General features: G+C 60.1%; 20 protein-coding genes. 9 read left to right on the forward strand and 11 right to left on the reverse strand.

Translation table 11 applies throughout. The features are described 5' to 3' along the window. Nucleotides 1-3: 3 nt before the first annotated feature. Both O3S81_RS02380 and O3S81_RS02385 read right to left on the reverse strand, forming a co-directional pair. Nucleotides 4-537, reverse strand: a complete 534-nt coding sequence (locus tag O3S81_RS02380) for a GNAT family N-acetyltransferase (protein ID WP_269340690.1) — start codon at nucleotides 535-537, stop codon at nucleotides 4-6. Nucleotides 538-721: 184 nt separating this feature from the next. Next, nucleotides 722-1,651 carry a DMT family transporter gene (locus tag O3S81_RS02385; protein ID WP_269340691.1) on the reverse strand — a complete coding sequence of 310 codons (930 nt, stop codon included), beginning with the start codon at nucleotides 1,649-1,651 and terminating at the stop codon, nucleotides 722-724. Nucleotides 1,652-1,850: 199 nt separating this feature from the next. Here O3S81_RS02385 and gcvA point away from each other — a divergent pair, with 199 nt between their 5' ends. The 3 genes from gcvA to O3S81_RS02400 are packed head-to-tail and all read left to right on the forward strand — an operon-like array spanning nucleotide 1,851 to nucleotide 3,943. After that, nucleotides 1,851-2,753, forward strand: a complete 903-nt coding sequence (gene gcvA / locus O3S81_RS02390; protein ID WP_269340693.1) for a transcriptional regulator GcvA — start codon at nucleotides 1,851-1,853, stop codon at nucleotides 2,751-2,753. Between the two features lie 43 nt (nucleotides 2,754-2,796). Next, complete coding sequence (locus O3S81_RS02395; protein WP_269340695.1) at nucleotides 2,797-3,405, forward strand: 3'-5' exonuclease; 609 nt, start codon at nucleotides 2,797-2,799, stop codon at nucleotides 3,403-3,405. A 46-nt stretch (nucleotides 3,406-3,451) separates the two neighbouring features. Then, a complete protein-coding gene (locus O3S81_RS02400; RefSeq protein ID WP_269340696.1) occupies nucleotides 3,452-3,943 on the forward strand; it encodes a CreA family protein in 492 nt (163 codons plus the stop codon). 200 nt (nucleotides 3,944-4,143) lie between these two features. On the opposite strand, the gene O3S81_RS02405 is transcribed toward O3S81_RS02400, so the two are convergent. Next, complete coding sequence (locus O3S81_RS02405; protein WP_004430791.1) at nucleotides 4,144-4,611, reverse strand: chemotaxis protein CheW; 468 nt, start codon at nucleotides 4,609-4,611, stop codon at nucleotides 4,144-4,146. Between the two features lie 224 nt (nucleotides 4,612-4,835). On the opposite strand from O3S81_RS02405, the gene O3S81_RS02410 reads away from it, so the two are divergent. The 3 genes from O3S81_RS02410 to O3S81_RS02420 all read left to right on the forward strand — a co-directional run bounded on the left by O3S81_RS02410 (nucleotide 4,836) and on the right by O3S81_RS02420 (nucleotide 6,702). After that, a complete protein-coding gene (locus tag O3S81_RS02410) occupies nucleotides 4,836-4,994 on the forward strand; it encodes a hypothetical protein (RefSeq protein ID WP_173987260.1) in 159 nt (52 codons plus the stop codon). A 141-nt stretch (nucleotides 4,995-5,135) separates the two neighbouring features. Then, on the forward strand, nucleotides 5,136-5,744 hold the full coding sequence (gene sco, locus O3S81_RS02415; protein ID WP_269340702.1) for a cytochrome oxidase assembly protein Sco: 609 nt from the start codon (nucleotides 5,136-5,138) through the stop codon (nucleotides 5,742-5,744). 79 nt (nucleotides 5,745-5,823) lie between these two features. Then, nucleotides 5,824-6,702 carry a 50S ribosomal protein L11 methyltransferase gene (locus O3S81_RS02420; RefSeq protein ID WP_269340703.1) on the forward strand — a complete coding sequence of 293 codons (879 nt, stop codon included), beginning with the start codon at nucleotides 5,824-5,826 and terminating at the stop codon, nucleotides 6,700-6,702. A gap of 147 nt (nucleotides 6,703-6,849) precedes the next feature. On the opposite strand, the gene O3S81_RS02425 is transcribed toward O3S81_RS02420, so the two are convergent. After that, nucleotides 6,850-7,023 (reverse strand): hypothetical protein, encoded by a 174-nt coding sequence (locus O3S81_RS02425; protein WP_269340705.1) that lies wholly within the window; start codon nucleotides 7,021-7,023, stop codon nucleotides 6,850-6,852. A 293-nt stretch (nucleotides 7,024-7,316) separates the two neighbouring features. Between O3S81_RS02425 and O3S81_RS02430 the strand changes: the two genes are divergently transcribed. Then, nucleotides 7,317-9,158, forward strand: coding sequence for an aminopeptidase P family protein (locus tag O3S81_RS02430; RefSeq protein ID WP_269340706.1), 1,842 nt, complete (start codon nucleotides 7,317-7,319; stop codon nucleotides 9,156-9,158). Here O3S81_RS02430 and O3S81_RS02435 read toward each other — a convergent pair. Both O3S81_RS02435 and O3S81_RS02440 read right to left on the reverse strand, forming a co-directional pair. Next, the gene (locus O3S81_RS02435) at nucleotides 9,155-9,469 is read right to left on the reverse strand and encodes an AzlD family protein (RefSeq protein ID WP_269340707.1); all 315 of its coding nucleotides are present in this window, start codon (nucleotides 9,467-9,469) and stop codon (nucleotides 9,155-9,157) included. The genes O3S81_RS02430 and O3S81_RS02435 overlap by 4 nt on opposite strands. Beyond that, the gene (locus tag O3S81_RS02440; RefSeq protein ID WP_269340709.1) at nucleotides 9,466-10,185 is read right to left on the reverse strand and encodes an AzlC family ABC transporter permease; all 720 of its coding nucleotides are present in this window, start codon (nucleotides 10,183-10,185) and stop codon (nucleotides 9,466-9,468) included. The genes O3S81_RS02435 and O3S81_RS02440 overlap by 4 nt, the downstream gene beginning before the upstream one ends. Nucleotides 10,186-10,367: 182 nt before the next feature. On the opposite strand from O3S81_RS02440, the gene O3S81_RS02445 reads away from it, so the two are divergent. Continuing rightward, nucleotides 10,368-10,604: a DUF2164 domain-containing protein gene (locus O3S81_RS02445; protein ID WP_269340711.1), complete on the forward strand. Its 237-nt coding sequence runs from the start codon at nucleotides 10,368-10,370 to the stop codon at nucleotides 10,602-10,604. Between the two features lie 64 nt (nucleotides 10,605-10,668). Here O3S81_RS02445 and pncA read toward each other — a convergent pair whose 3' ends face one another. Beyond that, entirely contained in the window at nucleotides 10,669-11,295 is a 627-nt protein-coding gene (pncA, locus tag O3S81_RS02450; RefSeq protein WP_269340713.1) for a bifunctional nicotinamidase/pyrazinamidase, read from the reverse strand. Nucleotides 11,296-11,752: 457 nt separating this feature from the next. Between pncA and O3S81_RS02455 the strand changes: the two genes are divergently transcribed. After that, the gene (locus O3S81_RS02455) at nucleotides 11,753-13,039 is read left to right on the forward strand and encodes a DUF2778 domain-containing protein (RefSeq protein ID WP_269340714.1); all 1,287 of its coding nucleotides are present in this window, start codon (nucleotides 11,753-11,755) and stop codon (nucleotides 13,037-13,039) included. 25 nt (nucleotides 13,040-13,064) lie between these two features. Here O3S81_RS02455 and O3S81_RS02460 read toward each other — a convergent pair whose 3' ends face one another. The 4 genes from O3S81_RS02460 to O3S81_RS02475 all read right to left on the reverse strand — a co-directional run bounded on the left by O3S81_RS02460 (nucleotide 13,065) and on the right by O3S81_RS02475 (nucleotide 17,631). Beyond that, nucleotides 13,065-13,487 carry a DMT family transporter gene (locus tag O3S81_RS02460; RefSeq protein ID WP_269340716.1) on the reverse strand — a complete coding sequence of 141 codons (423 nt, stop codon included), beginning with the start codon at nucleotides 13,485-13,487 and terminating at the stop codon, nucleotides 13,065-13,067. Then, nucleotides 13,484-13,966, reverse strand: coding sequence for a DMT family transporter (locus O3S81_RS02465; RefSeq protein ID WP_269340718.1), 483 nt, complete (start codon nucleotides 13,964-13,966; stop codon nucleotides 13,484-13,486). The genes O3S81_RS02460 and O3S81_RS02465 overlap by 4 nt, the downstream gene beginning before the upstream one ends. A gap of 271 nt (nucleotides 13,967-14,237) precedes the next feature. Continuing rightward, nucleotides 14,238-15,050: a glycosyltransferase family 25 protein gene (locus tag O3S81_RS02470; protein WP_269340720.1), complete on the reverse strand. Its 813-nt coding sequence runs from the start codon at nucleotides 15,048-15,050 to the stop codon at nucleotides 14,238-14,240. A 106-nt stretch (nucleotides 15,051-15,156) separates the two neighbouring features. Next, nucleotides 15,157-17,631, reverse strand: coding sequence for an ATP-dependent helicase (locus tag O3S81_RS02475; protein ID WP_269340722.1), 2,475 nt, complete (start codon nucleotides 17,629-17,631; stop codon nucleotides 15,157-15,159). Nucleotides 17,632-17,691: the final 60 nt, after the last annotated feature.

A 17,691-nucleotide genomic window follows, 5' to 3' on the forward strand; every position in this document is an offset into this window, starting at 1 on the left:
CGCCTATCGAAGCCGTGCCATCACATGGGCGTCGACGTATTTTCCGTCACGATAGGCGTCGTTGCGCAGGGTGCCTTCGCGTTCGAAACCGAATTTCTCGTAAAGCCGGATTGCCGGGAGATTGTCGGTAAAGACGTTGAGCTCGATGCGGCGGATATCGTGCCAGTTGTCGGCGGTATCGACCAGCGCTCCAAGAAGATGCGAGCCCACGCCTTTGCCCGCGAAATCGTCATGAACGCTGATTACCAGATCGGCGATGTGAGCCTGCCGTCCCGCCCGGCGATACAGTCCGCCATTGGCGACGATCTTTCCGCGCCATTCGCCGATGATCGCAATATCGTTCGGACCGCGATTTTCCATCGCCTTCCTGGTCTTTTCCACCGACTGGAAAGGTTGCCGCAGCGTGCCGTGGCGGACACCGGGCAGGTTGAACATTTCGGTCAAGGCTTCGGCGTCCTCCAGACGTGGAGCGCGCAGGCGGATGTCGCTCAACCGGAACTGAGCATCTTCATTATCGGCAAATTTCGCATTCTGCATACCTGTCTCCTTGGGCGTGTGCGGAGCAGGTGTCCGAACCCTGCTCTAGCTGGCAGGGTGGAAATGGATCGCTTAACGCGACGACATACCTTTCCCTGCCGAACGGCCGGTCATGGTATGGCGACGGGTGATGTACTGTGTCGTTGCGATCATGGGCGCAGAATGCTTTTGCCCCGTGTCCCTGTCAAGCGGGCGCGTTGCGCAGCATGCTTCGGAGCTTGGCTGGCAATCTGCCATCGATGGCAGCCAGTCCTGCGGCAATCATCGCCATGCCGGCGAAATGCTTGAATTCCAGTTGCTCACCGAGAAGCAGCGAACCGAGCAAAATGGCGCTGACGGGGATGAGGAAGGTGACGAGCGCGAGATTGGTGGCGCCGGCGCTGGCGAGAATGCGAAAGAAGATCAGATAGGCGAGCGCGGTGGACAATAGCGCGATGCCGATCAGCGCCCCCCAGGTTCCAAGGCTTGGCATGGCGAGCATCCACGGCTTGTCGATGAAGAAGGCCGCAGGGATGAGCATCAGCGTCGAAGAGGATATCTGGCCGGTGGCGGTCATCAGCGGCGGTACGCCCATGGCCTTGAAACGGCGGCCGAATATGCCGGCGAAGGAATAGGAGATGGCCGCGCCGAGAATGGCGATCTGGCCCCAGAGACCGGATGAGCCGCCAAAGGCCGCCGGTCCGATCATGGTCGCCACGCCGACAAAACCGATCAGCACGCCGGCGAGCTTGTTGCCGGTCATCTTCTCGTCGGCGGTCAGAAAATGGGCGACGATGACGGTGAAGAGCGGTGTCGTGGCATTGAGGATCGAGGCGAGCCCGCTGGCGATCTGGGTCTGGCCCCAGACGATCAGGCAGAAGGGGATGATGTTGTTGAGCAGGCCCATGCCGAAAAAGGCACGCCACACCGCCCATTCCCGTGGCAGGCGAAGACCCATGATGCGGCAGACAACCAGCAGCGCCATGGCCGCAAGACTGACCCGCAGCGTGACGATGGTGACAGGCGGCAGCTCCTTGACCGCGACACCGATGAAAAAGAACGATCCGCCCCAGAGCAGCGAAAGTGCCACCAGCATTGCCCATTCGCTGGCATCCATCTGTTTCTGTATCGCCATTTTCGTCTCCCACGGGGTATGAATATCGCTATTGTTGCAGACAGGGCTGTCGCCATCCACCCGATATCGGTTGAGTTTATCTGAAGTGGATATTGTTGGCCTGTCGCGGCCTTTTCTGTCCTATTGCGTCTATTTACGCCCTGTTTTATGGTTCTTTCAAACGATAGTTTCTCGTCAGGTAATTGAGCTGGGCTAAATCATGGCGGCTGAACTTCCATCGCTCAAGGGGCTGCAGGCCTTTGAAGCCGCGGCGCGGTATCGCAGCGTGACGCTTGCCTCCAACGAATTGAACGTCACGCCCGGCGCGGTCAGCCTGCAAATCCGGGAGCTGGAGGCGCGCCTTGGTGTGCAGCTGTTTTTCCGCAGGCCGCGCAGCATCCAGCTGACACGGGAGGGCGAGCGCTATTACGGTGCGCTTCGCACCGCCTTCCGGATGATGCGCGAGGCGACGGCGGAGCTGACGGCGCGATCCGAGATCACGGTTCTGACGCTGAGCTGCACGCCGACTTTCGCCGTGCAATGGCTGATGCCGAGATTGCCGACCTTCCAGCAGCAGCACCCGCATGTGGATGTCCGCATCAGCGTCACCAACCGGCTGGTGGATTTTTCGCGCGACGATGTCGATCTGGCGGTGCGGCATGGCTTCGGCCGTTACGAAGGGCTGGAGAGCATCCGCTTCATCGATGACAGCACCCTGCCGGTCTGCGCGCCGCAGCTTCTCGAAAAATACGGGCCGCTTCGGGAGGCGGGAGACCTGAAATCCGTGCCTCTGCTGCATGATGAAAACCGCAATGAGTGGCGACGCTGGCTGGAGGCGGCGGGCGCATCGGAAGTCGACGCCTCCGGCGGCACCGTCTTCATCGACAGCAATGGCGCGCTGGATGCGGCCAAGGCCGGGCACGGCATTGCGCTGACCCGGCGCTCCCTCGTTTCCCGCGAGCTGGCTGAAGGCGCATTGATTGCGCCCTTTGGGAAAGACATGGCCAGCACACTTGCCTATTTCATCGTTTATCCGCGGCGCATGCTCGACAATCCCGATCTGGTGATGCTCATCGACTGGATGCTTTCGGAAGCGGGTTCTGCCGAGGCCGGTTCTCTTTGAGGCCAATCCGGTCTATGCCGGAATGAAACAACGGGAATCACTCTTGAAAACCATCGCCATCGATTTCGAAACCGCCAATGAGGAACGGGGCAGCGCCTGCTCCGTGGGGCTTGCGTGGATAGAAGAGGGTGAGATCGTTCGCGTCGAGGAACGTCTCATTCGGCCGAAGGACATGCGGTTTTCGCCCTTCAACATTGCCGTGCACGGCATTCGCCCGGCCGATGTTGAGGATGCGCCGGAATTTCCCGAGGTGATGGAGGAGTTTATCGACGACTTCCAGGGCGCCACCATGATCGCCCATAATGCCGCCTTCGATTTCAGCGTCATGCGGGCTTCCTTCGATAAATACCGGCAATCCTATCCGGACCTGTCCTATCTCTGCAGCGTCAAGATTGCCCGGCATGTCTGGCCCCAGCTCGAGTCGCACAAGCTGAATGTCATTGTTCATCACCTCCAGCTTCGTTTCGTGCACCATAACGCGGCGGAAGATGCCGTCGTCTGCGCGGCCGCTTCGATTGCCGCCGCCAGGGCGCTGCGCGTTGCGCATATTCGCGACCTGCCGGAAAAGATCGGTATGGTCGCCGGTCGTCTCACCTCCACGGGTTACCAGCCCTGCAGCATGAAAAAACGCGCCGCCTCCCGGCTTGCGTAACGCTTGCTCCCACCTATGTTTGAAGCAGCGTAACGGAGAAGATGCGATGAGGATGAAAACTCTCTCGGGTTTGTTTGCGGGCTTTCTGGCATTGCTTCCGGTGACAGCGGCGCATTCGCAGGTCGTCGGCGAGGTCGGTGTCGACTGGATCGGCAATGACATCGTCATCGAGGCGATCGCCGATCCGAAGATCAAGGGCGTGACCTGCCACGTCACCTATTTCGAGCGCGGTGTCATCGACCGGCTGAAAAACGGCAACTGGTTCGAAGATCCTTCCAACAACGCCATTTCCTGCAGCCAGACGGGGCCGGTGGAGATCGGCGACATTGATCTCTCCAAGGGTGGGGAAGAGGTGTTCCGGCAGGGCATGTCGCTGGTCTGGAAGAAACTCGTCGTCAGCCGCGTTTATGACAAGGCGAATGACACGCTGATCTATCTGGTGCATGCGCGGGAGCTGACGGATGGTTCGGCCAAGATGGCGATATCGACGGTGCCGCTCTATAACCAGCAGGTGACGTGGCAGAAGGGCAAGCCGTGAGGGTGCTGTCGGGGCTGCGTTGCCGCCAATAGCTCAACCGTCATACCGGACTTGATCCGGCATCCAGCCACGGCGCGTCTACGCCGTGAAAAAAAGTGTTTCTCGATCAAGGACTTGATCGAACTGCATTCCGGCTCAAGGCCGGAATGACGGAGTGCGGATGTTTCGGAATCGTTAAAGTATCTGGTGAGCGGGCCTAGTTAGGCCGCTTCGCGTGCCAGTTCGTCCGCGATAACCGTGTCGAGGTTAAGGAAGCAGACCATGCTCTTTTCCAGCGCCACGATGCCGCGGCAGAAGCTGCGCTGTTCTTCCGGAATGATATCCGGCGCCGGCTGCAGGTCTTCGGAGCGGATGGTCATCATGTCGGAGACCTGTTCCACGAGAAGTCCGACCAGCTTGCCGCCGATATCGGTGACGATGATGGCGGAGCGTTCGGAAGGTTCGGTCATCTTCATGCCGAGGCGGCCGGCCATGTCGATGACGGGAATGACGGCGCCGCGCAGGTTGATGAGGCCGAGAACATAAGGCGGGGTATGCGGCATCGGTGTAACCGGCGCCCAGCCGCGGATTTCGCGGATCGCCATGATGTCGATGCAGAATTCCTGATCGCTCAGATGGAAGGAAACGATTTCGAGATATGCGCCGGATTGCTTGATGGCGTTGGACATGACGGCAGGTTTCCTCTGATGGCTCTCTAACAGGCCCGCGCAGGATTGAGCTTTATGCGGTGGCCGGAATGGACCGGGAGACATCATGTCGAGGCTTGAAAAACCGCTGCGGTCATCATGCGCAGCAAGATTTTAAACTTTCCCTAACAATTACCGCCGCTGGACCGCGAAAACCCAGTATTTTGGCGGTTTTCGCGTCTGCGCAAACAGGTTATAACAGGGATATGAAGGCACTGACGTCCCATCCGCTGAAGTTTATTCTGGCAAGTCTTGCCGCGGCGGCTTCGCTTGCCATCGTGCTTCTTGCCTTTGACGGCTGGGTGCGGCACGGCACGGATATCTTCCTGTCCGCCGTACAGAGTGGCATCGCCTGGTGCCTGTGATCCTTTTGGTCACTGCGGCTTTGTGACAAATCAGCGCGGTCGGCCCAAATACGGCCAGTTGATTTGCCGTCGCCGCTGCCGTCCGCTATCAGTCGGGGCAGGGCCTGCGATATGCCGTGGCTTCCGGGGTAGGATTGGACAATGAGAAATATTCGCATCGTATTGTGGGCCGTGGTGGTCGTTCTTGCCGGTGTCGTCAGCTGGTTGACGATCGAGATGACGAAAACCCGTGAGGAGATGGTGGAGACGGCCTATGGCGTTCCGTTCCAGCTTACCGCGCAAAATGGCCAGCCGATCACCGAAAAGGCGTTTCAGGGCAAGCCGACGGCGCTGTTCTTCGGCTTCACCCATTGCCCGGAAGTCTGCCCGACCACCCTGTTCGAGCTGAACGGCTGGATGGAGAAGGTGGACCCGGCCGGCGATAAGCTGCAGGCCTATTTCGTGTCCGTCGATCCCGAGCGCGATACGCCTGAGATCATGCAGCAATATGTCTCCAACGTCTCGAAGCGGATCACCGGCATCACCGGCCCGGCCGACAAGATTGCCGAGACGCTGAAGGGCTACCGTATCTATGCCAAGAAGGTACCGGTGGACGAGAAGAATCCGAATGGCGATTACACCATGGATCACACGGCGTCCGTGATCCTGCTCGATGCCAACGGTCGCTTTGCGGGAACGATCGCTTATGGCGAAAATCCCGATGTCGCCGAGCAGAAGCTCCAGAATCTTCTTAAAGGCGCGAAGGCATAATTACGCCGGGCTTATTGGACTGGTGAAGGTTTTGTGGCAAAGGCAGATTGAGTAGCCCTAGCCAGAGAAAGCAGCCGCCGTGAGCGAAATCCGCCTCTATGTCACCACGACCGAAATCAAGGCCGGTGAAATCCTCGATCTCATGTCGGACTATTTCGGCGAGGAGGATGTCGCGATCGCCACGACCGAGGTGGATGAGAAGCGCGATATCTGGGAAGCCTCCGTCTATTTGATGGCCGAACAGGAAGAGGAGTTCCGCGAGCGCGTCGAAGCGCTGCTCGCGCCCGCATTTCCCGGTCTCGTCATTGAGAAGGAAATCGTTCCCGATGTCGACTGGATTGCCAAGTCGCTCGAGGGGCTGAAGCCGGTGCGGGCAGGGCGGTTCATCGTTCATGGCGCGCATGACCGAGACAAGGTGCAACCCCACGATCTCGCAATCGAGATCGAGGCGGGTCAGGCTTTCGGTACCGGCCATCACGGCACGACGGCCGGTTGCCTTGAAATGATCGAGGAGGTGCTGCGGGCGCGCACCGTGCGCAATGCGCTCGATCTCGGCACCGGCAGCGGTGTTCTCGCCATTGCCGTGCGCAAGATGCGCCCCATCCCCGTGCTGGCGACGGATATCGATCCCATCGCCGTCAAGGTGGCGAAGGAGAATGTGCGGCTGAATGGCATCGTTTCCGGACTGGCGCTGGAAACGGCGCCGGGTTTCCACTCGGATGCCTTCCGCAAGCACGGGCCGTTCGATCTCATCATCGCCAATATTCTGGCGCGGCCGCTCATCAAGATGGCGCCGCAGCTCGTTACGCATCTGGCGCCCGGCGGTACCGTCATTCTTTCGGGTATTCTCGCATCGCAGCGCTGGAAGGTCCTTTCCGCCTATAATGGCGCAAGACTTTCCCATGTCCGCACCATCTGGCGTAATGGCTGGGTGACGCTGCATCTGCGCAAGGACTGAGGTTTTCCGGACATCTCTTTCGGGCAAAAGAAAAGGCGGCGCTTTCGCGCCGCCTGGAAACCCGCGAGCATGGGAGGAGCTTGCTCAAGCGGGTCGACGTATTCCTGTTCAGACGCGGGGAAGGGAGGATCGCCGCGCCCGACGTGATCAGAATACGTAGCTGGAATTTGCCTTGCGGCGGAGATCGGCGCGGTTCATGCCAAGCGCTTCGAGCGACTTGTCGTCGAGGTTCAGAAGGGCGGCGTTGACATGACGGCTGACCTGACGCTCGCGTGCTTCAATGACGCGATCGAAGGCGGTGCGGAGGAAAGATTTTGCCACTGCTTCAAATCCTTGTTTGCCAGGAGAGTGTCTCTCTCGCTGTGTTGACCTGAAGATAAGCGATGTGTTTTTGTTTGGTTAGAGGGGATGTTTCAGGGTAGATGTGCGTTTTATGCATAACACTGTGCCTTCAGTATTACTTAATTTGCGGATTATGCACAATTTATCGCCGTATTCCGGTCTGTCATATATGGCTTGAAACCGGCTTTGTCGGCATGGCATTGTCGTTGCGCGCCAATGATTTGACGGCGCGGACGAATAGCTTTCCTCACGACAGTTCCTGAAAGACACCCATGTTCCAGACCTTCGAAAACAAATCCGCGCCGCAATTCGGCAAGGCCCGCGTCGAGGCGCTGCGTGCCGGTTTTGATGCCCTCGGTATCGACGGTTTTCTCGTGCCGCGCGCCGATGAATATCAGGGGGAATATGTGCCGGAATGCGCCGAGCGCCTGTCCTGGCTGACCGGCTTTACCGGCTCGGCGGGTATTGCGCTGGTGACGCGCAACGAGGCCGTGGTGTTTGTCGATGGCCGTTATACGACGCAGCTCAAGTCGCAGGTCGATCAATCGATCTTTAGCGGCGGCGATCTGGTCGGTGCACCGCCGTCCGTCTGGCTTGCCGAACATGCTTCACAGGGGTTCCGGCTCGGTATCGATCCTTGGCTGCACACCGGCGCCGAGTTGAAGCGGCTGGAAAAGGTGCTGGCCGGCAAAGGCGGCTCGGTCGTCCTCCTGGAAAAGAACCCGCTCGATGCCCTCTGGCAGGACCGTCCCGCCGAGCCGCTGGAACCGGTCGTCATCCAGCCCGAAGCCTTTACCGGCAAGCTTTCGAAGGAAAAGATCGCCTCGCTCGCGGAAACGGTCTCGGCCAAGGGCGCGGATGCCCTGCTGGTCACCGACCCGTCCTCCATCGCCTGGATTTTCAATATTCGCGGCAATGATGTGCCGCATACGCCGCACCCGCTCGCCCGCGGTATCATTTATGCGGACGGCAAGGCGGATATTTTTCTCGATAAACGCAAGACCGGCATCGAGACCGAGGCCTATCTGGCGCAGCTTGCGACACAGCTGCCGCCTTCGAAGATCGCCGACCGTCTGCACGCCATTGCCAGTGCCAAGGGCCGGGTGATGGTCGATGCCGAGCTGACGCCGGTGGCGCTGACGGGTGCGGTAACGGCGGCTGGCGGTTCGCTCATCGAGGAGGCCGATCCTGTCCGTCTGCCGCGTGCGCGCAAAAATCAGGCGGAACTTGCCGGCTCGGCTGCCGCCCATGTGCAGGATGGTGCGGCCATGGTCGAATATCTCAGCTGGCTGGACCGCCAGCAGCCGGGCAGCGTCACCGAAATCGCCGCGGTCAAGGCGCTGGAGGCGACACGCGCCAAAGTGGGGCAGGCGATGCAGAACCCGCTGAAGGATGTGTCGTTCGACACGATTTCCGGCGCTGGCGAACATGCCGCCATCATCCATTACCGCGTCACGACGGACACGGACCGCACACTCGCGGACGGCGAGATGTTCCTCGTCGATTCCGGCGCGCAATATGTCAACGGCACCACGGATATTACCCGTACCGTTGCGATCGGCGCGGTGCCGGAAGAGCAGCGGCGCTTCTTCACGCTGGTGCTGAAGGGCGTGATTGCCATCAGCGCTGCTCGGTTTCCCAAGGGAACGCGCGGCTGCGACCTCGATCCGCTGGCGCGTATCGCGCTGTGGAAGGCAGGCGCCGATTACGCTCATGGCACAGGCCACGGTGTCGGCTCCTATCTCTCCGTGCATGAAGGGCCGCAGCGTATCTCACGGCTTTCGACGCAGGAGCTCTTGCCCGGCATGATCCTGTCGAACGAGCCCGGCTATTATCGCCCCGGTGCTTTCGGCATCCGTATCGAAAACCTGATCTATGTGCGCGAGGCGGAAGAGGTGACCGGCGGCGACCAGCCGATGTTCTCTTTCGAGACACTGACCTGGTGCCCCATCGACAACAGGCTTGTCGTCGTGTCCCTGCTGACCGACGAGGAACTCAACTGGCTTAATGCCTACCACGCCAGCGTTCTGGAGAAGCTGTCGCCCCTGATCACCGATGAAGAGGTGAAGGCGTGGCTCGTTGCGGCGACGAAGCCATTGGAGCGGGCCGCTTAAAGCAGCCCGAAATGCCTGATGGCGATGACGATGGCCCAACCGATGGCGAGCATCGTCAGGCCGGGAAAGCGCAGGCAGACCAGAAGGGCTGCCGCCATGCCGATCTTCACCTCGTATCCGCCTTCAAAAAAGGCGGGTGCGACGAGCGTGGTCAAAACCGCAACGGGCACGGCATTAAGTCCCGCCTCCATGCGTGGCGGGATGGATTTCATCCGCGTCATCAGCACATAACCGCCGATGCGGGTGAGATAGGTGGCGATGGCGGCCAGCGCGATCAGGAACAGCGTATCGGCGTGAAGCATATCGTTCATGGTGTTTCCGCCCCGCTTTCGGAGGTCATCCCGGCCTTTGGTTTCGGCGGATAGAGGACCGCGACGATAATACCGGCAACCGCGCCCAGGCTGACATGCCAGGGCGAGCCAACGAAATGATAGGCCGCCGTCGCGCCGGCAGCGCTTGCCAGCATGACAGGGTAGAAATTCTCCCGCTGGCGGAAGCTCAGGACCATGCCCATGAAATAGATCGGCAAAAGCACGTCGAGCCCGATGGCTTTCGGATCGCCGACGAGATTGCCGAGCGAGGCGCCGAGAATGGTCATGGCGAGCCACAGCACATAAACGGGTGCGGCAAAGCCCATGTACCAGGAAAAACCGACCGTGCCGGTGTTTTCGTATTTCCTGACCGATTCGGCGAATTGCGGATCGACCAGCACGAAGAAGCCTGCGGCTTTTTGCAGGAGCGACCAGTTCGAGATCATCCGGGCGATGGCGGCCGAATAGAGGATATGGCGGAAATTGACCGCGAAGACGGAAAGAACGATCAGCCAGGGGGCAACCTTCTGGCCGAACAGTTCGATACCGACCAGCTGGCTTGCACCGGCATAGACGGCGCCGCTCATGATCGTGGCTTCGGTGACGCTCAGGCCGTTATCGACCGCGACCGCGCCAAACAGCGCACCGAAGGGCGCGGCGGAGAGGGCGATCGGGAAACCGCTCTTCAATCCCTCGCGAAAATCTGCATTGAACATGTCTGGAAACTCCTTGCCGTCGCTCTATCGCCGCACCGGCCGGCTGGCAAACGAATTGCATGAATGGATCGATTGATTCCTTTGAACCTTCCGTTACGGTGACGCCTCATGCGGCGGCGCCGTGAGGAGAGGACCTACCGCTTTCTTCGCGCTTGCCCTCATGCGCAGACCATGGAGGATCGATGCTGGAAAAGCAGGAAAAGGCCGCTCTGGCCGCACGTATCAGGGACTATCTCGCCCGTGAGACAGAAACCGAGATCGGGCTATTGCAGGCGGAAATCTTCGTGGATTTTCTGGCCGAGGAAATGGGATACGTGTTTTACAATCAGGGGCTCGGGGATGCCCATGCGGCGATCCTGAGGCGGCTGGAGGATGCGGCTGCTGATATCGACGTGCTGGAGAAGGCTAAGCCGCGCTAAGGGCGCGACCTCCTCATTCCTGTGACAAGCACAGAAATGAGGAGAGCGGTAAGCCCAGTGCTGTTCAGTTCCGCAATATGTCGCGGCTCCTGAGAATGATCGCACCCTTCTCCCGCATGGTCGCCACCGCGGCCTTGATGCCCTGCGGGTCGATGCCACGGCTGGCATCCTCGATGAAGCGAACCTTGACGCCGGGCAGCATGTCGAGGGCGTCGAGCACCGAAAAACTGACGCAATAATCGGTCGCGAGGCCGCAGACGTCGAGTTGCGTCACGCCCTGGCGGGCCAGATAGTCGGCCAATCCGGTCGTGGCCACCTGGTCATTGTCGCGAAAGGCGGAATAGCTGTCGATGGCGGGGTTTTCGCCCTTCTGCTGGATGTAATCGAAGGCTTCCGTCTTCAGGTCGGGGTGAAATTCCGCATCCGACGTGCCCTGCACGCAATGGTCCGGCCACATCATCTGCGGCTTGCCGGAGAGTTCACCCATGTCGAAGGGCTTCTTGCCGGGATGCTGCGAGGCGAAGCTGCCGTGATTTTCCGGGTGCCAGTCCTGCGAGGCGACGATGAGATCGTAGCCGCCATTGTCGATCAGGGCATTGGCAATGGGCACGACCCCGTCTCCATCGGCAACGGCCAGATTGCCGCCCGGGCAAAACCCGTTCTGGATATCGATGAGCAGCAGCGCCTTCATGATGTGCCTCCCTTTTTGGCTCAGGATGCCAAGCCGGCTTTGGCGGATCAAGCCCCTTTTGATCTGTCCTGTCGGCACGGGTGTTTCCGGCAAGGGGTTGGCCTGTCGCAGTCCTGCCGCATTTGCAGCAAATTTCCGGCCAAGTCGGAATTTACCTGACAATGCGGCGACGGAAATTTTTTAGGCCGATGACGCCCCTTCAAGGGGCATTTCCCGGGACGATGCGGTGCCGATGCACGCAGTACCCGCGCAAGTCATTGTTTTGCCTTCGCCTTACAATGCGCAGACCTTAACGAAAGATTTTTGCAGGGACTCGTAAACACTTTGGTTACCATAATTCGTCATGCTTCGAACCAGTCAATTCCGAAACCGGCGTGGTGTTTGCCCGCTCTTCGGATGTCCCAAAATCCCTCCGGCATCGGCCGGGTATGCGTGAACGGTTCGAGTAACGAGTATCATGGCGTTTTCTGCTGCGGCCTATAATGGTGCCGGCTTTGCCGGTTCGTCTTCCGCCAAGAGAGGCAAATCCTCTTCGCTCGGACGGATGTCCGCACTTCTCGGCGGTGGCGTCTTCGCTGGCCTCTTTGCAGTCGCTGCCTTTGCCTCGCTGCACAGCATGGCTGCCGCCTCGCATGGTGTGGGGCAATTTGAAAAGACCCTCGTAACGCGACTGGATTCCGCTGAAACGGCGGTTGCCCGCTCGGCCGCGCGCGATATTCACGTCCGCAAGTTTTCCCGCCTGAGCGACCACAGCCATGGCCAGCAGAAGGCCGTTCGCCTTGCCGGCATCATGCCCGAAATCGGCGCGAAGGAATTTGGCGAGCGATTTGGCGCGGTTGCCAATGCCAAGGGGCAGGCCACGGTGAAGGAGTTTGCAGCTCTCAAGCCGTCGGCAATCGTCGATTCGGCGCTGGGACGCACGTCCGAGGTCGCTTATCAGAGCGCGGTTCCGCAGCATCCGGCATTTGAAGTGGCGCTGGCGCGGCCGCAGATCGAAGAAGAGGCAAGCAGCCTGCTTCCCGACGATGTTCCGCTGCCAAGCTTCAGGCCTGAAGTCGCGACGGCCCAGGCCGTCGAACCGTCACCGCGTCCCGCCACGCCCTCCAAGGCCGAGGAACATGTTCCCGCTGTTGCTTCCGCACCCGCGTTTGATGCGCCGGTTCCGCTGCGGGCACCTGCGCCGCCGAAGCAGAGCACCGGCGCCATGCTCGCCTTTGCGAAACCCGACAATCCGATGCGTGAGCCGAGCAAGATGGATGCGGTTCCCTGGCCGGACCGCGGCAATGGAACGGCGATCTACGATATTTCCTCCGGCGTGGTGCATATGCCGAATGGCGAGAAGCTGGAGGCGCATTCCGGCATCGGCAAGATGCGCGACAATCCCGACTATGTGCATGTGAAGATGCGCGGCTCGACGCCGCCTTCCAGCTATCGCCTGACGATGCGCGAGGCCCGCTTCCATGGTGTGGAAGCCATTCGCTTGACACCGGAAAATGGCGTCAACCCGCATGGCCGCGACGGCCTTCTTGCCCACACCTACATGCTGGCGAAACGCGGCGAATCGAATGGCTGCGTCGTGTTTCGCGACTACCCACGTTTCCTCGCGGCCTTCAAGCGCGGTGAGATCAAGCGCATGGTGGTGGTGCCGAAGCTGAACGGCAACCGCCCGACGCTTGCGAGCAGTGGCGGTAAAAGCGGTGGCAAGACGCTGCTCGGCATGTTCTCGCGCGGCAGCGATTCCTGAGCGGATTTGATTTTAGCGGAATGCCCTAGCGGCGGCGCTGTGTCAGCACCATGCCGCCAAGGATGAGCAGGATGCCAAGCGCGCTTGCCCAGATTTTCGGCGGGTGATCGCTGAAAAGATCAAGAACGACGCCCGATACCATCTGGCCGCTGATGACGAGAAGGGCCGTATTGACCGCGCCGATGCGGGGAATGAGCCAGCTTCCCGAAGCGATGAAGACGACGCCGATGGGGCCGCCGATAAAGGCAAGCCAGGGCGCGTCGGCCGCACCCGGCGGAATGAGGCCGCCGACGATGAGGCCGATGACGGTCAGCACCGCGAAGCCGACGATATGGTTCCAGAAGGAAGCGATCAGCGGCGAGTTGGACAGGCTGAGGCGGCCATTGATCTGCCGGCTCAGCGCCACGAAGACACCGCCGGTAAAGGCCATGGCGATCCAGACGATCATGCCGCTCTCCCGACAAGAATGATGAGCGCGCTGCCGCAGAGAATGAGGGCCACCGCCGCCATGTCCTGCAAATCCGGTCGCCGTTTTGGTAACCCGAAGAGGCCGAAGAGATCAGCCAGAAGGCTGAAGATCACCTGCCCGCCAAGCCCGAGCGCAATGGTGCCGGAAAGCGCCAGCGGCGAATTGACCGCCGTGGAGGTGAGGATGACGATGGCGGCACCCACGACACCACCGCAATAGGCCCAGAGCGGCGCTTTTGGTTTTTCTGTCGGGCCCGCATCCTTTTTCGGACGCATGATCGCCAGATAGATCAGGGCTGCAACAGTGCCGGTGCCGTGCGCCGTCCACGAGGAAAACAGCGCATTGCCATAATGGGCAAGCTGACCGTTGAAATGCACCATCAGCGTCAAAAGGCAGCCGCTTGCGAAGGCGGCGGCGAGATGCAGCGGGTTCAGTCGGGGATGCGTCGTTTCTGTCATGGCGGGCCGGGAAAGCTGAAGATGAAAACGAGCTTTAGCCGATATGTGCCTGAAGCGGAATCGAATTGCGCCGATGCAAGGCTTCAGGCGACATTATCCTGTGTGTCGAGGAACAGGCGACGCCGTCGCGCATTATTCCATTATGAAGAAAACGACCCGCAAACCATTGAACCGGATGACGATTTTCGTCATTTCGATCTTCATTCTCGCAGCCGTGATTGCAGCCATCTATCTCGTTGGCTTCACACCTGGGGAGGTGTGAGCCGCAGGTTCAGTTGCCGGCAGGAATTGCTTTGGCCTTGCCGCGTTCCATTGCCACCTTTGCCTTTGCCATCAAGAAGCGGATGCCGCGCAGCAGGAACCGGCTGCTTTCCAGATAGGCACGATAGGGCAGAACGGTGAAATACCGCCAGCGCGGCAGGCGGTAGATGCGCAGATTGTTCTGGATCTGGCTTTCGTCATCCGCATCCTGCGTGGCGCAGAGCGGATAGATGAAGGCCGCCTTCAGGCCGGCGAGATATTCCAGATCGAAGGCAATGTCATAAGCGAGTCGCATGGGAATGAGTTTCGATATCCATTTCCCGGCACGGCGGTTGACGAGGTAGGCCCCCGATCCCTTTTCGCGGGTGAGTGCCACTGCCAGCGAACGGCCATTGGACAACGGGCGGAATGCAAATTTCCGGCCGTTGCTGACCGTCGTCAGCCGCAGCAGATCCCAGTCACTGCCGTTCAGCACCGCTTCGTCGATGGCATTCAGAAAATCATTCTCGAAGACAACGTCGTCTTCGAGAATGAGGGCGATATCGGCATCGCTCGCCATGAATTTATTGGTGCAGGTGACATGGCTGAGATAGCAGCCGATCTCCGGCGGCGAGGTGCGGCGGCCATGCATGAGCATGTAGGAAATTTCACTGAATTCCGGGATCGGGTAATTCAGCTCCCTGCCATTGACGCCGGCTACACGCTCCGCCTTCAGCCCCAAGGCGTCGAGGCGGGCGTTCATATCGGCGAGGCGCTTGGTGGCGCTATCCATATTGATCAGGAAAACGGCAAGCTTGCGCCGGCTTTTCGGTAATATATGCAAAGCAGTCCTCGCCCGGTTTTTACACCCCTGTTGCAACTCCTTTATTGCAACGACATGACGCGGGCTACGGAAAAAAAGCGGGCTTCAGGCACCTATAGTTGCCGAATCAGGCCTTTTCCACAAATCCATCCAGCACGCGCTTTTGCCCGGCGCGGTCGAAGTCGATGGTCAGCTTGTTGCCTTCGATGGCGGAGATATTGCCATTGCCGAATTTGAGATGGAAAACGCGGTCGCCGACGAAGAATTTCGAGGGCGTGTCGGCCACGGATTTCGCCACCAGCTCTCCGTCGATGGTGCGGCTGCGCGGCCCGCTTTCGCCATAACCGATCCGTTCCACCGCATGACCGGAGCGCGTGCCCCAATTGTCGCGGGTGGCATCGCTGCGGTTCTGCTGCGCGCGCTTCCAGCCGGGGGTGGAATAGTTGTTGGTAAAGGGATCGGCCTTGTCGAAACGTGACTGGCCATAGCCGCCGCGTCCGCCATAACCGCCGTAATTGCTGTCGGAAGCCGCCACATCCACGTGCGCGGGCGGCAGTTCGTCAAGGAAGCGGGAGGGCAGGGTGGATTGCCACAGCCCATGAATGCGGCGGTTCGACACGAACCAGATATGGCAGAGCTTCTTGGCGCGGGTGATGCCGACATAAGCGAGGCGGCGTTCTTCCTCCAGACCGGCACGGCCACCTTCGTCCAGTGCCCGCTGGTGCGGGAACAGGCCTTCTTCCCAGCCGGGCAGGAAGACGGTGTCGAATTCCAGGCCCTTGGCGGAATGCAGCGTCATGATGGAGACGGCGTCGAGATTCTCGTTCTGCTCGGCATCCATGACGAGCGCGACATGCTCGAGGAAGCCGCGCATGCTCTCGAAGGCTTCCATCGAGCGGATGAGTTCCTTGAGGTTCTCAAGCCGTCCGGGCGCTTCGGCCGTCTTGTCGGCCTGCCACATGGCGGTATAGCCGCTTTCGTCGAGGATCTGCTCGGCGAGCGTGGTGTGTTCGGTGTTTTCCAGCAGGCCCTGCCAGCGGCGGAAATCCTGCACCACATCGAACAGCGCCTTGCGCGCCTTTGGCTTCAGCTCGTCGGTTTCGATGATGTCGGCGGCTGCCGCCAGCATCGGAATATCGCGGGCACGAGCATAGTCGTGCAAGTTACGGATCGTCGTATCGCCAAGGCCGCGCTTCGGCGTATTGACGATACGCTCGAAGGCGAGATCGTCGGCCGGCTGGCAGACGAGCCGGAAATAGGCCATGGCATCGCGGATTTCGAGGCGCTCATAAAAGCGCGGGCCGCCGATGACGCGGTAATTGAGGCCAAGCGTGACAAAACGATCTTCGAATTCGCGCATCTGGAAGGAGGCGCGAACGAGGATGGCCATATCGTTCAGCTTGTGGTTCTTGCGCTGAAGCTGCTCGATCTCCTCGCCGACCGCGCGGGCTTCCTCTTCGGAATCCCAGGCGGCATGCACCACGACCTTTTCATCGTCGGGGCTGCTGCGTTCGGTGAACAGTGTCTTGCCGAGACGGCCCTCATTATGGGCGATCAGATGGCCGGCCGCACCGAGAATATGTTCGGTGGAACGATAGTTGCGTTCGAGCTTGATGACCTTGGCGCCGGGGAAGTCCTTGTCGAAACGGAGGATATTGTCCACCTCCGCGCCGCGCCAGCCATAGATTGACTGATCGTCGTCACCGACGCAGCAGACGTTCTGCGGTTCGCCCTTGGCGCGCTGGGCCAGCAGCCGCAGCCACATATATTGCGCCGTATTGGTGTCCTGATATTCGTCCACCAGAATATAACGGAACTTCTGATGATACTCCTTCAGAATATCCGTATGGCGGCGGAAGATGCTGATCGGGTGCAGCAAAAGATCGCCGAAATCGCAGGCGTTCAGCGTTTTCAGCCGGGCCTGATAGGCGGCGTAAAGCTCACGGCCCTTGCCGTTGGCGAAAGCACGGCTGTCACCCTCCGGAATATCCGGCGGCGTCAGTCCCTTGTTTTTCCAGCCGTCGATCATGCCGGCGAACTGTTTGGCCGGCCAGCGTTTGTCATCCAGACCTTCGGCCTGAATGAGCTGCTTGATCAGCCGCACCACATCGTCGGTATCGAGAATGGTGAAATCCGATTTCAGGCCGATGAGTTCGGCGTGGCGGCGCAGCAGCTTGACGCCGATGGAGTGGAAGGTGCCGAGCCAGGGCATGCCCTCGACGGCGCCGCCAATCAGAACGCCGATACGTTCCTTCATCTCGCGCGCGGCCTTGTTGGTGAAGGTCACGGCAAGAATCTCGCGTGGGTAGGCGCGACCGGTGGCAATTATATGGGCGATGCGGGTCGTCAGAACGCGGGTCTTGCCGGTGCCGGCGCCGGCGAGGACGAGAACCGGGCCATCCAGCGTTTCCACGGCTTCGCGCTGTTCCGGGTTGAGACCGGAAAGATACTCGGGGGCGGGCCGTGCCTGATCACGCGCCGCCATGGCGCGGGCAGCAATGCCAAGCCCGCCGCTGCTTTCCGCACCGGCATTGTTCGTCGCCCTGCGCGGCGCCACGGGTTCTTCATCGAAGAACGGCATATCGTCAAAACTGTTGCTCATGCGGCCCAATGTAGTGATTCGGGATATAAAGGCCAGAACCGTGTTCTGCTTTTATTCCGG

Source organism: Agrobacterium sp. SOY23 (genome assembly GCF_027212525.1).
GTDB classification, from domain to species: Bacteria; Pseudomonadota; Alphaproteobacteria; order Rhizobiales; family Rhizobiaceae; genus Agrobacterium; species Agrobacterium tumefaciens_I.

Coding starts and splice junctions, on each gene's coding strand:
- O3S81_RS02405 (WP_004430791.1), bottom strand. CDS start 4,611: ATGTCCAACGCCATCAAGCAATCCGGCGCATATCTCGAAATCGTTTCC.
- sco (WP_269340702.1), top strand. CDS start 5,136: ATGAGAAATATTCGCATCGTATTGTGGGCCGTGGTGGTCGTTCTTGCC.
- O3S81_RS02445 (WP_269340711.1), top strand. CDS start 10,368: ATGCTGGAAAAGCAGGAAAAGGCCGCTCTGGCCGCACGTATCAGGGAC.
- O3S81_RS02435 (WP_269340707.1), bottom strand. CDS start 9,469: ATGAACGATATGCTTCACGCCGATACGCTGTTCCTGATCGCGCTGGCC.
- O3S81_RS02465 (WP_269340718.1), bottom strand. CDS start 13,966: ATGACAGAAACGACGCATCCCCGACTGAACCCGCTGCATCTCGCCGCC.
- O3S81_RS02380 (WP_269340690.1), bottom strand. CDS start 537: ATGCAGAATGCGAAATTTGCCGATAATGAAGATGCTCAGTTCCGGTTG.
- O3S81_RS02410 (WP_173987260.1), top strand. CDS start 4,836: ATGAAGGCACTGACGTCCCATCCGCTGAAGTTTATTCTGGCAAGTCTT.
- O3S81_RS02385 (WP_269340691.1), bottom strand. CDS start 1,651: ATGGCGATACAGAAACAGATGGATGCCAGCGAATGGGCAATGCTGGTG.
- O3S81_RS02455 (WP_269340714.1), top strand. CDS start 11,753: ATGGCGTTTTCTGCTGCGGCCTATAATGGTGCCGGCTTTGCCGGTTCG.
- O3S81_RS02440 (WP_269340709.1), bottom strand. CDS start 10,185: ATGTTCAATGCAGATTTTCGCGAGGGATTGAAGAGCGGTTTCCCGATC.
- pncA (WP_269340713.1), bottom strand. CDS start 11,295: ATGAAGGCGCTGCTGCTCATCGATATCCAGAACGGGTTTTGCCCGGGC.
- O3S81_RS02430 (WP_269340706.1), top strand. CDS start 7,317: ATGTTCCAGACCTTCGAAAACAAATCCGCGCCGCAATTCGGCAAGGCC.
- O3S81_RS02400 (WP_269340696.1), top strand. CDS start 3,452: ATGAGGATGAAAACTCTCTCGGGTTTGTTTGCGGGCTTTCTGGCATTG.
- gcvA (WP_269340693.1), top strand. CDS start 1,851: ATGGCGGCTGAACTTCCATCGCTCAAGGGGCTGCAGGCCTTTGAAGCC.
- O3S81_RS02460 (WP_269340716.1), bottom strand. CDS start 13,487: ATGATCGTCTGGATCGCCATGGCCTTTACCGGCGGTGTCTTCGTGGCG.
- O3S81_RS02475 (WP_269340722.1), bottom strand. CDS start 17,631: ATGAGCAACAGTTTTGACGATATGCCGTTCTTCGATGAAGAACCCGTG.